This window comes from Pontibacter indicus (assembly GCF_900156345.1).
GTDB classification, from domain to species: domain Bacteria; phylum Bacteroidota; class Bacteroidia; order Cytophagales; family Hymenobacteraceae; genus Pontibacter; species Pontibacter indicus.
This window is the reverse complement of sequence record NZ_FTPP01000007.1, coordinates 1-15415: the sequence shown is the minus strand read 5'-3', so window position 1 is coordinate 15415 and position 15415 is coordinate 1. Positions and strand designations below refer to the sequence as shown.

Below are 15415 nucleotides of genomic sequence, written 5' to 3'. Positions count from 1 at the left end.
CGCCGATGGTACTGGGGTCACACCCGGGAGAGTAGGTGGCCGCCAACCCCAACAACCACACAGCCCCTGATTCTCAAAAAGAGTCAGGGGCTGTGGCCGTTTTAAACCAATACCCAAATACAAGGGAGAAGGGAAAGCAAAGGGAGCTGAGGGGAGAAATGGTGATGGGCAACGATGGTTATATCCCTATAAATATCTTTTCTTTAAATGATTTCACTCTCAGTTATACCCTCTTTGATTTAGTTACTCGTCAATGTCTGATTTCAGTAATCTTTACTAAAACAGCAGTGTATTGACTCAGTAATTAAATTAGATAGACTACTCAAGAGCAAACAAGAAAGGCTGCCTGATGTAGGCAGCCTTTCTTGTTTGATATAGTTACAAGTGAAATTTAATCAGCTTTGTCGGGCCTTTTCCCTGCGATAGCAGTCTTGAGTCCTTCCAGATTGATATATTGATTTGCAAGGGCTTGTAGCTCTTCAGCTGTAACTCCCCTGATGGTACTGATATAGTTATTATAATGTTCGTAAGGCAATTTATGCAATACGATGCGCTTATACCTATCGCATTGCTCAAAGATCGTGGCTATATCGTTCAGGAATTTGCCCAGCATGTAGCTCTTTACTGTTTGCAATTCGTCTTCCGGAACTAGCTCCTCTTGCAGCAGCTTGATTTCCTTATGTATCTCAGCAATCGTTTTATCAGTAACCTGATAGTTTACGTCCGTACCTATAAAGAAGAGGCTATCCTGTTCTTTAGTCGATATAGCAGAATAGATGCCATAGGTATAGCCTTTGTCCTCTCTAATGTTACGCATTAACCGCGAACCAAAATACCCACCTAAGATCTCATTCAACACAACAAGCTTATGGTAGTCTTCGTGGCCAATCAATGGAAACTGTTTGCCTATCCTAATAGATGATTGCAAACTCTCGGGCATCAAAACAAAATCTTCATCCTTTTCAACTCCCGCATTTTTTACTTTGGGCTCAGCTGGTGCACCTGATAGGTGTAAAGTAGAAATTTCCTGCTCCAACAGTTTCTCCAACTCATCATCAATAGCTCCGCAGGCAAATACTTCCAACTGATCCGTGCTATACCTGCTCTTATAGAAGTTCTCTAGCTCTCCCTTTGCAATGGTATCTAAAACGTGCTCATCCAAACCATATACATATGGATGTGTATCGCCGTAAACCAGCTTGGTGAAGCTGTGCGTTGCCAGGTAATTATTCTTCTGACGCTGTACCTTTAGGTTTTGGATATTGCGCTTCCGCAAGAGCTCAAATTCTTCTGTCGGGAAAACAGGGTTTTGCAACACATCCAGTACCAGAGGGAGCAACTCGCGCACATATTTACTGAGGCAATAGAGCGTAAATTCTGACCGGTCATAGCCGTGGTTATTCTCGAACGAGGCACCATAGTAAGCTACCTTCTCAGCGATATGCTTTGCAGTATAATTCATGCTGCCCTCAAAGAGCATTTTGCCCGTTAGATCAGCTACGCCGGCTTGCTCCTCATACCACTTACCCGCTTTAAAAACAAAATCCAGCCTGATAACAGGCTGGGTTTCGCTTTTTATATAATGCAGTCTGGCTCCGTTGCTTAAGTGACTTACTTCTGCTACTTGTAGCGTGACTGCTTCTATTTCATGTATTTCTGGTGCTTTTGTTCTATCAAGCATTCTGTTTTAGTTTTTAATCTAAGTTAAGCGACAGGCTGAACCGGATGGTTTCAGCAAGCGGGTTGCCCCGTTCGCTTGGGATCAGGTAAGCTGCATCTATACCAAATTTCTGGTAGCGCAGACCCAGGCCTGTCGAAATATACTTTCTATTGCCCTTCTCCGGGTTTTCATAGAAATAACCAACACGAGCGGCAAACAGGTTGTTATACCAGTATTCCACACCGCCGGAGAAATTAATTTCCTGCAACTCTTCACTAAAGCCACCCGGCGCATCTCCGAATGAGGAGAAGATACCGCTGATCACTGTTTGCGTACTGTCCGCTCCCGGTGATGGCACCAGCAGTTTGTTGGCGTCGAGCACAAATGTAAGTGAGTTATACTGGTCAAGGTTATACGTAATCGCTGTGCCTAGTTTCAGGTTAGTAGGCAGAAAATCCTTCTGGTCACCATTGGTATAGGCGATTTTACCACCGATGTTGGAGATGTTGGCACCAAAGCCGAGGTTCAGGTTCTGGGAAACATCACGGTTGTAGTACAAGCCTACATCCACAGCAGCTGTGTTGCCTGGCTTAGACTCGAAGGGAGAAGCGCCACCGCCAATGGTCACGTTACCGGCCAGGTTAGAGCGGATAAAGCGGGCGCCTATACCTAAGCTGAAGTATTCGCTCAGAGCCTGTCCGTAAGCAACTGAGAGGGCATACTCCTTAGGGGAGAACTCTGTGATGTCGTTGCCATTGGCATCGATGAACTGGATATCACCCAGGTCGAAATACAGGAGTGAGGCAGAGATAGCAGATGTCTCTGAAAGCTTCTTGTAGCCAGAGAGGTAGCTCAGGGACATATCGTCTACGATGTTGCGTAGCCAGGGAGAATAAGAGAAACTCACACTCATGTCATTCTGCACGAAACCTAACTTGGCCGGGTTCCAGTGCGGAGCGTTCGCGTCAGGGCTAAGGGCAACACCTGCATCTCCCAAACCGGCAGAGCGCGCATCAGGGGCTACTGTCAGGATCGGAACGGCTGTGGTTACAGTACGTGAGTCCTGTCCGATGGTAGAGGTTTGTGCCGATGCGAAGTGCACTGAGAAGAATGCAGCCACAAATGCGGTGGCTTTGACAAGTAAATTTTTCTTATACATATAGAGGGTGTTGATGCAAAATCAAATATAGAAATATTATAGGATTTTACTAATTCAGGAGCACAAGTTTCTCAAAACTTGTAGCAGTTGCCCCGTCATACTGAGAACGTACAATGATTCGGTAAACGTATACGCCGCGGGCTAATGTGTCGTTATATTCACCTTTCCCATCCCAGCTTATTTCGGACAGGTGCGATTGGCTGGCATAACTGGTTCCTTGCAGCGTCTTTACCAACTTTCCCGATACGTTGAATATCTGTATATGGATATCTAAATTTTCGCCTGCCCTGTTATGATCGAAATGAAAGGTCGTGTTTGTTGAGAAGGGATTCGGGTAATTCATCAGCTGCTTGATAGTCAGCTTCTCGTTGCTGGAGACGACGAAAGCCAGACGCTCTTCAGCTGAATTGTTGTGCGTGTCCCATACCTTGAGTGATAAGGTATGAGGGCCTTCCTTTAAATCCTTAAAAGGATAGCGTATCGTGCCAGACTGGTAAGTATCGGGGTCAGCAGTATAGTAGTCGTTCAGCACAATGGCCTGGTCGGTGCCTTCATCCAATAGGGCGACCATCTCCCGGCCTGATCCTATACCTGCTGTGTTCAGTCCGCTCTCATCAGATAACTTTGCCAGTAGCAGCGGGTGCTGACTCGTGGTGCCGCCCGAGACAAAAGACTCATCATTCATGAACAGCCTGATGACAGGAGGCACGTTGTCAGTGGCTATACTTGAGGCAGTGCCTCCAATAACTATAGCCGTATCCGCTCCTATGGCGTCGTGGTCTGCGCTACTGGTGTAGAGACTGATTTTGCCTGAACCATAGCCTGTCTCAATGTCTTTTGGGACGACAAAGCTCAACTCGAAAACACCAGATTTGACCGTTGCCTGTCCGTCATATACCACCTTCTCACGCAGTTGGACAGGTACAGGCTGGCTGCCACCAGGTATAACTGGTTCGTCCCTGCGCTCGGGTGTATTATCGCCCAACGTGCGACGTGTAGTTGGCTTCTCGAAAACAGTGATGTGCAAGGTGCCTTCAAAATTTGTGGCAATGTTTCCGTCTGCGTGCGTGACAGCGCCTTTTATACTTGCCTGGCCCAAGGCAGAAAGGGTATCGGAGGCGGGTCCTGTGCCACTGATCTGTCTAATCCGGACTTGTAGATCAGGATAGGCGAGTTGCTGAGAGGGATCGGCCAGTAGCGTAAAGTTGCGGTTGTTGACACCTTTTGAGCCACCTGTTTCGGTCATGCTGATGTTCTTGGTGAGCCGCACGATGTCGCCCAGACGGGGCATACGACCATTGACTGGCTGAAGTGCCACTTTAAAGAAGTTACGGTTGAGGATACGGTTATCGCTCGAGAAAACGGGGCGTGTTGTCGTGAGCAGGCCAATGGCACCACCCTTCGGGTTAAGCAGTGCGAGTTCGGCACCGGAGGAGCGCCTGGGGTCGTCGTAGCGGCCAAACTCGCAGGTGGCCGTGAGCAGAAAGGTAAGCCTGTCCTTGTTGCGCCAGTTGCTGATCTGCTCTGCTGTCAGGATCTGCTCCCAGGCCCAACTGACTTCATTGCCATGCCCGGTATAGTTCATAATCAGTGAGCCCTGCTCCACAGCCTTGTCAATGGCAGTATTGGCTGCTGGTGCCTGTTGCCTGCTGCCCACGGTTTCCTGCGGGTACAAGTCTAGGTATACCTTACTGGGGTTGTAGTTGATGTGCTCCCGCTCCAGGTAACTGCTCAGAAACTCAGCGTCGTTTAAGTGCTCGTTATAATCACCGTCGTCTGCCACAAACGTCACCTGGCGGCGCCACTTCCCGAAGTGTGCTGGGCTGTCGTACGCGATGATCTTATCTACCACTGTGGCGGCTTCGGCTGGCGTTTTCACCGGTAGCCGGCCGATGCCGATGTCGAGCAAATGGTCGCCCGCGCTGTTTTCGGCCCACTCGCCTTCGTGCTCATCCAGAAAGCCATAATAATCGTCGGAAGAATAGCTGATGATGGGGTGCAGCGACTGCCGGGACTGGTACACCGGCACAAAGTTCGTGTTGTTGGGCAGCCGGTATTTGTAATCGTAGGACGCATCGCCAAAAAGCAACAGGTATAGCACGTCATCGCCCTGCTTATTGCTGCGGTTGTAAAGCATGCGCATGTAGTCACGTATGGCTGACACGTCCTGCGCGCCAGACGCGAACTCGTTGTATACCTGCGTAGTGGTGACGACTGCAACTTCCATGCGACTGTGCTGCCGGCGGTGCGCTGCCAGCCGGTTCGCCTCCTGCAAAAAGCGGGGGTGCGTCAGGATAACCAGGTCGAGGCGGCCATCGAGGTTGTGACTGTGCAGGTCTTGGTTAGCCACCCTGCCAAATGCCCTTGGTTTAAGGCCGGTGTTGTTTTTGAAAGCGACAAACTCTCTCAGCACTTCCGTAGGAGCACTGAAAGTAAGGTCCGCACTTGAGGCGGTGGTCTGCTGCACGACAGGCCGAAGCGGATCCGTGACGTCCCATACCTGTGTGGTGGCGGGTGTGCCTGACAGGCGGAACACACTCATAGGACTGGCTATACTGGCAAGAGAGCGGAAGGCGGTTTGGTCGCCGTAAAGTTTGAGCTGGCGCTCGTAGTTGAGCGTCAGGTAATTGAGGAAGCCGAGCGCCGTGGAGTTGCTGCCCGTGCTGTAGCTGATGCCTACCTTTAGTTCCTTCGGCTGCCCGAGTGTCTGCTGGTGCAAGGTATAGGTGCCGCTGCTGTTGATGCCCTCCGGATGGTAAGGAAACGTGCCGCGCCCGCTGATCGTTTGGGTGCCCAGCGTGTGTCCATTGAGGCGCAAGGTATAGGAACTCTCTGCCGACGAATTTGCCATCAGAACAGCCGTGAGCCGGACTTCGGATCCCGGCGCCAGGTCCGAAACAGGCAGGCTGATCTCACGACTGGTTGTGAAGGCGCTGAAGTCCTCGCCATACCACTCGCGGCCGGAGTACACCATGTTTTTCAGGTCACGCTCGTGATGAATGCGTTCGCTGTACGTGCTGATAGTCGGGCCTGCGCCACCTGCCTGTTCACGCTGGCTAACCCGGAGGCCTCTGGCTGTTCCCACCCGAATAAAGTAATAAGCCGTGTCGGAGTAAATGTTGTGAATCTGCTGAAAGGCGGTTTGGTCGTTGTTGGGTTGCCAGGTATGAGGACCTTGCGCATAGAACAGCACATGGTCTGCCTCGTCAAAGCGGCCGTCGTTTTCGCCTGCCACCCAAATGGCATTTTCCAGCAGATCATTGGGCCGAGGTGTGCTATTGGGTTGCGGTAGCATGCCACCCCCGTTTCCGAAAAGCTGCAGCGTGCGCGGATCGAGCTGCTGGGTGTTGATGCCCAGCGACTGCAGCAGTGCCCTGTCGATGCGGTGTATACCTGATTCCGTGACACCGATCTTATACCAATTGCCGGAACTTAGCACCGAGGCAGTGGCAAACTGGGTTGGAGAATCAGCTGTTCCGAAGGAAGTGTTACTGGATAGCGGTCCGGCTGTATTGTCCTGCAGCGTGGTTGCTGGCATACCTTCCTGTGCCCCTGCAAGGCGGGTTTGCAGCAGGAAACCGAGTAGCAGACAGGTACAGAGCAGCAAAGGAATCCGCATAGCAGGCAGAGGTAAAGGAAAGCATAATACGATGTCTAAATTTACAGAAGATTATGCTTTCAGCTAACTAAATCGTGGATAATTGCAGGTATAGAACAGCCGCGCCAGCCATAGGTAGCCAGCTGTTATACCTTCTATACCTGCCTATGCTATACCTTGTTTTCCTATCATCTTTTAATCCGGAGGCTAGCCTGCCAGCAATCAGGAAACGGGTGCCTTTCTGATGAAGGACAGTACTACGTAAAGCACGATGATCAGCGGGATGGCAGCGAATTGGGCGAGTGCCAGCAAGATGACCGAAAGGCCCAGAAAAATGAAGCGGATGGAATTGTCCTTCCAGGTCAGGTTCTTGAACTTGAGGGCAAACAAAGGCAACTCAGCCACCAGCAGGTATGAGAAGATTACGGTTACCGCCAGCAGAAAGTACGGGTTCAGGATGACGTTGTCGTACAAGTTACCGGAGGTGGCCAGTATGAGTGGCAACGAACCGATGAACATGGAGCAGGCCGGTGTCGGCACCCCGATGAAAGACTCCGACTGGCGCGTGTCGATGTTGAACTTGGCCAGGCGCAGCGCCGAGAAGATCGTGATCAGAAAACCAAAGAAAGGCAAAATGTTAGCCGGTATACCCAGCACAGAGGCTTCTGACTGCCAGAGCAGCGCGAACATGATGGCACCCGGCACGGCTCCAAACGATACCATGTCCGCCAGCGAGTCGAGCTGCTTTCCGATCTCGGAATAGGCTTTCAGGACGCGGGCCAGCATGCCGTCCAGGAAGTCGAAGATGGCGGCTATACCAATGAGGTAGGCTGCATACTCCAGTCGGAAGTTAAAGGCAAAGTATAGGGCCAGGCAGCCGCAAAACAGGTTGAGGCAGGTAATGGCATTGGGTATGTGTTTTTTCATCCGGAGGGCTTAGCGCAGGAATGGGTTATACTTCTTTTCGTACCCGATCGTGGTTTCAGGTCCGTGACCCGGGTATACCACGGTGTTGTCCGGTAGCGTAAACAGCTTGGTTCTGATGCTGTTGATGAGCGTGTCGAAGTCGCCGCCGGGCAGGTCGGTACGGCCGATGCTGCCTTTGAAGAGCACGTCGCCGCCGATGCATACCTGGTCGGGCTCGCTGTAGAACACCACATGCCCCGGCGCGTGACCGGGCGCAAAAATTATTTTCAGCTCTGTATTGCCAAACGCGATGGTGTCGCCTTCCTTAAGGTAAGTAGTCGAGGCTTCCACGCCGCTGTACATCTGAAAGCCATAGTTGGGGGCGTATACCGGCACAGACCGCAGGACCTCCAGCTCTTTTTCGTGAATTTCCAGCTCCACCCCGTAGGTATCGGCCACAAACTTGTTGCCCAGCACATGGTCGATGTGGCAGTGTGTGTTAAGCAGGCGCACCACTTTCAGGTCATTGGCCTCGATGTAGCGCTTCAGTTCTTGCTGTTCGGTCAGTTCATAGCAGCCAGGGTCTACCACCACGCACTCCTTTGTGTCGTCGTGCAGCAGGTAGGTGTTCTCCTGAAAGGGGTTGAATGTAAGGCAGGTAATGTTCATGTCGTTCTCGTTCACAGGGCGCGGGCCCACAAATTCGGCATCTAAGTTACGAACTTCAGGCGTAAGTCGTAAATTGCCTGTATGAATTATGACTACATCGTGGTAGGGCATGGCATTGCCGGCGCCACACTGGCCTATACCTTGCGCAAGCAGGGCCAGCAGGTGCTGGTGATCGACGAGCCCAAAGCCAACTCCGCCTCCCGCGTAGCAGCTGGTCTGGTAAACCCCGTGGCGGGCAAGCGCTTCGCCAAGTCCTGGCTCGTGGACACGCTGCTGCCTTATGCCGACAGTTTTTATGATGAGCTCGAGGAGAAATTCGGACAACAGCTTTTCGTTCACAAACCCATCTACAAGGTATTTTCCACCATAGAGGAGCAGAACAACTGGATGGCCAAAAGCGCCGAAGGCAACTGGAGCGAATACATTGGCGCCACCTATACCCAAAACACCGACCCGGACCCTTCTGTGCAAGATCAGTTCGGTGGCATTATGATCAAAAAAGGCGGTTACCTGCGCATCGCCGAAACGCTCGATCTATTGCTACGGGACCTCCAACAAGCCAATGCCTTATTGCCGGAGCGCTTTGAAATGGAGCAGCTGCAGCTGACAGAACAAGGTATAACGTACAAAAACATTACAGCACGTCACCTGGTTTTCTGCGAAGGCTGGCAGGTGGTGCAGAATCCGTACTTCAGATGGTTGCCTTTGCAGCCGACCAAAGGCGAGGTGCTGGAGGTGCAAACACAGGATTTTAACCCGGAATGCATCTATAATAAAGCCGTTTACGTTGTTCCGGTAGGAGAGGGCCGCTTTAAGATAGGGGCCACCTACAACTGGCGCCAGCCCGACGAAGAACCAACCCCTGAAGGAGAGGCGGAACTAAGCGAGCGCTTTAAGCAGATTACCACACAAACTTACCAGGTGAGCAGGCACTGGGCCGGTATCAGGCCAGCCGTGCGCGACCGTCGTCCGCTGATGGGGCGGCACCCGGCGCATGCGCAGCTGAGCGTGTTCAATGGCATGGGCTCCAAGGGCGTGCTGATGGCGCCATACCTGGCGCATGTGTTTGCCAGCGCGTTGGAAGGGGGTACAGAAATACTGCCGGACGTACACATTTCGAGATATTATTCGTTATATTACGACTACATAAAACACCATAACCCAGAACTCTAAGCGCATGCGTTTTTCCATAAGGTTATTGTTGCTGTTCCTGTGCTGTGCTGCAGTAGGCGAAGTGGCTATGGCCCAGCCGAATGTGCAGACGTTTGGCCGGAGCCGAATCCAGTATAAGAACTTCGATTGGAAGCTTTACAGCACCCAGAACTTCAACATTTACTTCTATGAGGGCGGCGACCAGTCGGCCCGCAACGCAGCAGAGTATGCCGAGCGCGAACTGAAGCGCATCACCAGTTTCATTGGCTATTACCCTTATTCCAAGATCACGCTCATCGTCTACAACTCGATGACGGACCTGAAGCAAAGCAACATCGGCATGCAGCGCGATCAGTTTCAGACGGGCGGCGAAACGCTTTTCCTGAAGAATAAACTGGAGTTGGCCTACGACGGTACCCAGACCGATTTCAAGCGCGACCTGAGCTACCAACTCACCGAGCTCCTGCTCAACGACATGATGTATGGCGGCAGCCTGAAAGAAGCCTTACAGAGCAGCTACCTGCTGCGCCTGCCGGATTGGTTTATCAGTGGTGTGGCGGCCTATACTGCCGAGGGCTGGAGCCTGCGCATGGACAACTACGTGCGCGACATGCTGCTAGTCAACAGCAAGGCCCGCATGGAAGACGTGCTGGCCCGGGACCAGCAACTGGGCGGACAGGCCATCTGGAACTACATTGCGGAGCGCTACGGCTATACCTCCATCCAGAACATTCTCAACCTGACCCGCATTACGCGCGACACGGAGGTGGGCATCACAAGCAGCCTTAACATCCCTTACAAACGCTTTCTGCAGGACTGCCACAATTACTACATGCAGATCAACACCCGCGGGGAGAATCCATTGGTAAGTCTGCCAGCCGAAAACAAAGTTTTCCAGAAAAACAAAAAAGGCAACCACTATACCCAGCCTGTGCTGAACCCCGCGGGCACGCTCATGGCCTATGCCGAAAACGAGAACGGCAGCTACCAGATCATCGTGAAAGAGGTGGGCAGCAATCGCAGCCGGGTGGTATGGAAGAGCGGCTACAAGACCGTGGACCAGCGCATCGACTACAGATTGCCTGTGCTGGCCTGGCGCACCAACACCCAGCTTGGTTTTGTAGAGGCAAGACGCGGTCAGATGGTGCTGCGTCAAATAAATTCTACCCGTCGCCGCTCCCGTATACCTGTGTTCGACGACATCCGCACCACGGCCGTTACCCTGAGCCAGTTCTCGCAGGTGCGCGACATGAGCTACTCCGAAGACGGCAGCTCGCTGCTGATGAGCGCTGTGAACAACGGGCAGACAGACCTATACCTGCTCTCCAGCGGCGGACGCGTGCAGCAGCAACTCACTAACGACATTTACGACGACATTCAGCCGGTTTTCCTGAAGGGAGGCAGTAACCAGATCGCCTTTAGCTCCAACCGCTTTGTAGACACAACAGGCCAGACTGCGACCGGAAATTTTTCGGGTGTGGTAAACAACTACGACATCTTCCTGATGCCACGTGAAGGAGGCAGCGCAAAACAGATCACTTTCTCGATTGCGAGCGAACTGCGCCCGCGCGCCACGGCAGACGGCAACCTGGTATATCTGAGCGAGGAAACCGGGGTGCGTAGTCTGTACCAGTACAACATCGGCACAGGCGCCAGACGCCCTTTGACCAACTTCCTGCAGGACATCGAGAGCTACGACCTGAGCGGAGAGGCAAACGCGCTGGTGCTTACCGCAAACGACAATGCCCGCAGCTTTGTGTACGCTTTCCCGGCATTCAGCTCTACAACGCAGGCCGAGCTACCCAAGACATCCCGGCAGATCATTCTCGAAACCCGGGCCCGCACCACGGCCGCAAATACCGCTACTGCCCGTAAAATTGTAGAGGGTGCCACTCCTAAGAAAACACCGCGACAAGGTGAGGTAGACATTGAGAACTACCAGTTTGAGAGCGACGCCAAAGAGCAACAGCAAGCCGAAACGCAGGCTAAAGCACAGGCAGCGGCACCACAGCGTGCCCGTACCACCGAAGGAGGTATACCTATTGCCGGCCCGGTTGATTATGACCTTCGTTTTAGCGTGCAGGAAGTGATTACCTCGGTATATGCCGATCCGCAGCTGGGCTTCGGAATCGTGGCCGGCGTGAACATGAGCGATCTGTTCGAGAACCACCACATCCGCGGAAGCGCCTTTGTCCGCACCGACCTCGAGACCAGCCGCATGTTTGCCGAGTACATGAACCTGAAAAACCGCTTCGACATTGGGATGCAGTACCGCCGCGATGTGATTGTGGGGCAAGCGCCGGAGTTTCCGGGCTCTGTGGTGCGCTTCGGCAAGCATGAGTTCTCGCCAACGCTCGTATACCCACTCAGCTACAGCACCAGCATCCGCATGCAGCCTCGATTCGTGAATACACGCTTTACCTATATCAACAGCTTCGTGACGCCCGACAGGACCGATTACTTTGGTGGCGGCAGCATAGAACTGGTGTACGACAACTCGGTGGTGCGCGGCGTGAACATGCTGGAGGGTACCCGTATGAAAGCAGGCATCCTGAGCCTGAAAAACTTTGAGCACAGCTCGGAGAACTTCAGCAAGTTTTATCTGGATGTGCGCCGTTACCAGAAAATACACCGGCAGATCATACTGGCGGGCCGCATCAACTACGGCGCCTACTTTGGCAACGCACCTAAAAACTTCCTCATCGGAGGTATGGACAACTGGCTTTTTGCCTCGGAAGACGACGGTACGGCAACCCGCGAAGACGTGGTGGTCAGAACTCCGGCCGACCTCTTTTACCTAGATTACACCACCCCGCTGCGCGGCTTCAACTTCAATGCCCGTCGTGGATCCAAAGTGCTTTTGGCCAACCTGGAGCTGCGCATACCGATCGTGCAGTACCTGTATGACGGACCCATTCCGTCGGGCTTTTTCCGCAACCTGCAGTTTACCGCCTTCGGCGATGCAGGCTCGGCTTACAACGGTACCAACCCCTTTACTGGCAACAACTCCATCAACACCCGCGTCATCGGCGGCCGCATTGACCAGACCAATACCAGTCCGTTCGAGATCACGGTGATCAACTACCGCAACCCGTTCCTGCTGGGTTATGGGGTAGGCGCACGTACCACTTTGTTCGGCGTATACGGCAAGGTCGACATGGCCTGGAGTGAGGAGGACGATGCACGCAAAGGACCTAAGTTCTATATCACCTTAGGGTACGACTTCTAACAGGGGCATGAACCGAAAAACCAAGCGATTTGGTATTGGCTTTATGTTGGTGCTCGGACTGGCCGCGGCGTGGCTGCACATGGCTGACAAAAACTATGTGTACAAAGCGCTGTACCACAACTTCGCTGACATCGACGATAACCTGATCTTTCACCAGCGTAAAATAGCACCTGCCGACGAGCCGCAGCCCTGGCCGCTTGCCTCCCGATACAACCAACTTACCCTGCCGCAGGACTTGCAGCAACTCCATGAGCAGCTGCAGTCTGTTGCCTTTGTAGTCGTGCACCGCGACTCGCTGCTGTATGAACAGTACTGGGACGGCTATTCGGAGGAGTCGCTGAGCAATTCATTTTCCGTAGCCAAAAGCATTGTCAGCATCCTGGTAGGTATAGCGCTGCAGGAAGGGGCGATCCAGAGTGTAGACCAGCCAGTCGGTGATTTCCTGCCGGAGTTCAGGGAAGGCGCCAAGGCAAAGATCACGCTCCGGCACCTGCTTTGGATGAGCTCCGGCCTGAACTGGGACGAATCGTATGCCAATCCGCTTTCCGTTACCACCGAAGCCTACTATGGATCTGACCTGAAGAAGGTGATCCGGAGACTGGAGGCGGTAGAAGAGCCTGGTCAGAAGTTCTCGTATAAAAGCGGTGACACGCAGGTACTGGGTTTTGTACTGGAAGCGGCCACCGGGAAAAACCTGGCTGACTACGCTGAGGAGAAACTGTGGCGCCGGCTGGGGACCGAGCGTAAGGCCGAATGGAGCATCGACCACCCGCTTGGGAACGAAAAGGCCTACTGCTGCTTCTTCTCCAATGCCCGCGACTTCGCTCGCATCGGGCAGCTATACCTGCAGCAGGGAGTCTGGGAGGGCGACACCCTGGTGTCGCCGGCGTATGTGCAGGCCTCCCTCAACCCTAGCGGCCTGACCGATGCCAACACAGGCAAACCGACCACGCACTACGGCTACCAATGGTGGCTGCTGCCAGACTACAAAGGCCAGTTTATTTTCTACGCGCGGGGCATTCTGGGCCAGTACATCATCGTGATACCTGAGAAAGAGCTCGTGATCGTGCGGCTCGGCAAAAAGCGGGGCGAACGCATTGACGGCCATCCTTCGGAGGTGCTGGCCATGATCGATGCCGTTAATCAGATGGTGCGCTAGGTATAAAATTTTCGTCCTAACTGACCCTGCATAGCCCCTTCTGTGCTGCCATACCTCGTGGCTGCTACCCTGCCAGTTTTGGACTTTTAGCCTCCCGGCTGCGTATAACTGAGGAATTATACCTAATTTGCCAAATCATTATTTCAAAAAAAGCGCTTATGTTGCAGTCCATGACAGGCTATGGCAGTGCCCGCCTCGATACTGACCAGTATTCCATTAACGTCGAAATCAGATCGCTCAATTCTAAAAGCATGGACCTGAGCGTGCGTCTGCCGCGCTTCCTGTCGGAGCGCGAGTACGAGATACGCACCATGCTGACAAAGGCGCTTGTGCGGGGTAAGGTGAGCATCTGCGTGGATTACACCAAGAACAAAGCGCAGCGGGCTAAAAGCAACATCAACAAGGAATTGCTCAAAGCTTACTATGAAGAACTGAACGCGACGGCTGACCTGGTGGGAGGCTCTAAAAACGACCTTTTCCGGCTGGCCCTGCACATGCCCGATGTGCTGCAGCAGGATCAGGGCGAAGACGAGGAAGGCGAAGCCGATTGGGATACCGTGCAGCCACTTGTGCAGCAGGCGCTCGAAAGCATCAATGCGTTCAGGGCCAACGAAGGCAAAGCACTTACGACTGAAATCATGTCTTACATCGACCGGATCCGGATACTGCTGGCTGAGGTGGAGAAGCAGGACCCGGTGCGCATGGAGCATATCCGCAACCGCATCAAAAATCACATCACCGAAGTGTCCACCTCCGAGCACTACGACCAGAACCGCTACGAGCAGGAGATGATCTATTACATGGAGAAGCTCGATATTGCGGAGGAAAAAGTGCGCCTGATCAACCACCTGCATTACTTTACCGAAACCGTATACCTGCCTGAGCCCACCGGCAAAAAGCTGGGTTTCATAGCGCAGGAGATTGGCCGTGAGATCAACACGATCGGTTCCAAGGCCAACGATGCGACCATACAGCACCACGTGGTGGAAATGAAGGAAGAGCTGGAGAAGATAAAAGAACAGATCAACAACATTCTGTAGCAACACCTGCTACGAGACATTCCGGAAGCAGCTGCCCGCAAGGGTAGCTGCTTTTTTGTTTTGCGCCCTAGCAGTAGACTCTAATAGGATTGATGTTAAAACATCTGTGAAGTTTTGCTCGGGGTGCTAAATTTTTTAAAATTTTTCATAAAATTTTTTAGCTGAAGATGTGCTGTGTTATTGCAACCCAGTTTCATAAGCATCTGTAAATTCTTATATAAGTTATATTTAATGTTTGTTATTGACACAACCTTATTTAAGTGCTTAAAACGGTGTTAAGACGCTGATTTACAGATAATTCTAAGTGTTGTTTAGTGTATTGTTTTCTTCTATATTTCGCCATGTTTAACTATAAAAAATAATTTTAATGAAAACAACACGCTTACTTTCGCTCCTGGCCCTGGCGGCCATGTTTGGTTTCTCCTCTTGCCAGAAAGAAGAGGCCGATGTTACAGCCAACGAGATCTCACCCCTCGCTATGGCCAAAATCTCAGAGATGGGCTTCAACACCGACAATGTGCAGCGCACCGAGGGTGGCTACATTGTGGAAGGTGACATCTTCTTCTCTGAAAGCGATTTGCAAGCCTCTCCTGAAACCACAGCCCTGCGCGTGGGTGAGGAGGAGCAGTACCGCACCAACAACCTGGTAAGCGTGGGCACCAGCCGCACCATCAACGTGGCCATCACCACCAGCCTGCCTTCTTCTTATGTAACGGCGCTGGACGAGGCCATCCGCCGCTTCAACGCCGAGAACCTGCGCCTGAAGTTCCGCCGCGTGTCCTCGGGCTACAACATCCTGCTGTCGAAGGCGCCTGCGGGCTCTTCTTACCTGGCCTCTGCCGG

Annotated in this window: 11 protein-coding genes; 6 read left to right on the top strand and 5 right to left on the bottom strand. The window is 52.6% G+C overall.

What is annotated here, in order from left to right; translation table 11 throughout:
• Positions 1–35: 35 nt before the first annotated feature.
• On the top strand, positions 36–296 hold the full coding sequence (locus tag B0B12_RS20480; RefSeq protein WP_076672473.1) for a hypothetical protein: 261 nt from the start codon (positions 36–38) through the stop codon (positions 294–296).
• A 95-nt stretch (positions 297–391) separates the two neighbouring features.
• Here the strand turns inward: B0B12_RS20480 and B0B12_RS19870 are convergent, their stop codons facing one another.
• The 5 genes from B0B12_RS19870 to B0B12_RS19850 all read right to left on the bottom strand — a co-directional run bounded on the left by B0B12_RS19870 (position 392) and on the right by B0B12_RS19850 (position 7992).
• Complete coding sequence (locus B0B12_RS19870; protein WP_076672472.1) at positions 392–1681, bottom strand: M16 family metallopeptidase; 1290 nt, start codon at positions 1679–1681, stop codon at positions 392–394.
• A gap of 13 nt (positions 1682–1694) precedes the next feature.
• Positions 1695–2819, bottom strand: a complete 1125-nt coding sequence (porV, locus tag B0B12_RS19865; protein ID WP_076672471.1) for a type IX secretion system outer membrane channel protein PorV — start codon at positions 2817–2819, stop codon at positions 1695–1697.
• A 49-nt stretch (positions 2820–2868) separates the two neighbouring features.
• Entirely contained in the window at positions 2869–6438 is a 3570-nt protein-coding gene (porU, locus tag B0B12_RS19860) for a type IX secretion system sortase PorU (protein ID WP_076672470.1), read from the bottom strand.
• A gap of 201 nt (positions 6439–6639) precedes the next feature.
• Complete coding sequence (pssA, locus tag B0B12_RS19855; protein ID WP_076672469.1) at positions 6640–7344, bottom strand: CDP-diacylglycerol--serine O-phosphatidyltransferase; 705 nt, start codon at positions 7342–7344, stop codon at positions 6640–6642.
• A gap of 9 nt (positions 7345–7353) precedes the next feature.
• Positions 7354–7992 (bottom strand): MBL fold metallo-hydrolase, encoded by a 639-nt coding sequence (locus B0B12_RS19850; protein ID WP_076672474.1) that lies wholly within the window; start codon positions 7990–7992, stop codon positions 7354–7356.
• Positions 7993–8073: 81 nt separating this feature from the next.
• Between B0B12_RS19850 and B0B12_RS19845 the strand changes: the two genes are divergently transcribed.
• The 5 genes from B0B12_RS19845 to B0B12_RS19825 form a co-directional block, all read left to right on the top strand.
• On the top strand, positions 8074–9165 hold the full coding sequence (locus B0B12_RS19845) for an NAD(P)/FAD-dependent oxidoreductase (RefSeq protein ID WP_076672468.1): 1092 nt from the start codon (positions 8074–8076) through the stop codon (positions 9163–9165).
• Positions 9166–9169: 4 nt separating this feature from the next.
• Positions 9170–12373, top strand: coding sequence for a TolB-like translocation protein (locus tag B0B12_RS19840; RefSeq protein ID WP_076672467.1), 3204 nt, complete (start codon positions 9170–9172; stop codon positions 12371–12373).
• 7 nt (positions 12374–12380) lie between these two features.
• A complete protein-coding gene (locus B0B12_RS19835) occupies positions 12381–13532 on the top strand; it encodes a serine hydrolase domain-containing protein (protein WP_076672466.1) in 1152 nt (383 codons plus the stop codon).
• A gap of 158 nt (positions 13533–13690) precedes the next feature.
• Positions 13691–14572, top strand: coding sequence for a YicC/YloC family endoribonuclease (locus B0B12_RS19830; protein ID WP_076672465.1), 882 nt, complete (start codon positions 13691–13693; stop codon positions 14570–14572).
• Positions 14573–14939: 367 nt separating this feature from the next.
• Positions 14940–15415, top strand: a 476-nt coding sequence (locus tag B0B12_RS19825; protein WP_244554790.1) for a M57 family metalloprotease, incomplete at its 3' end; no start/stop codon positions are given.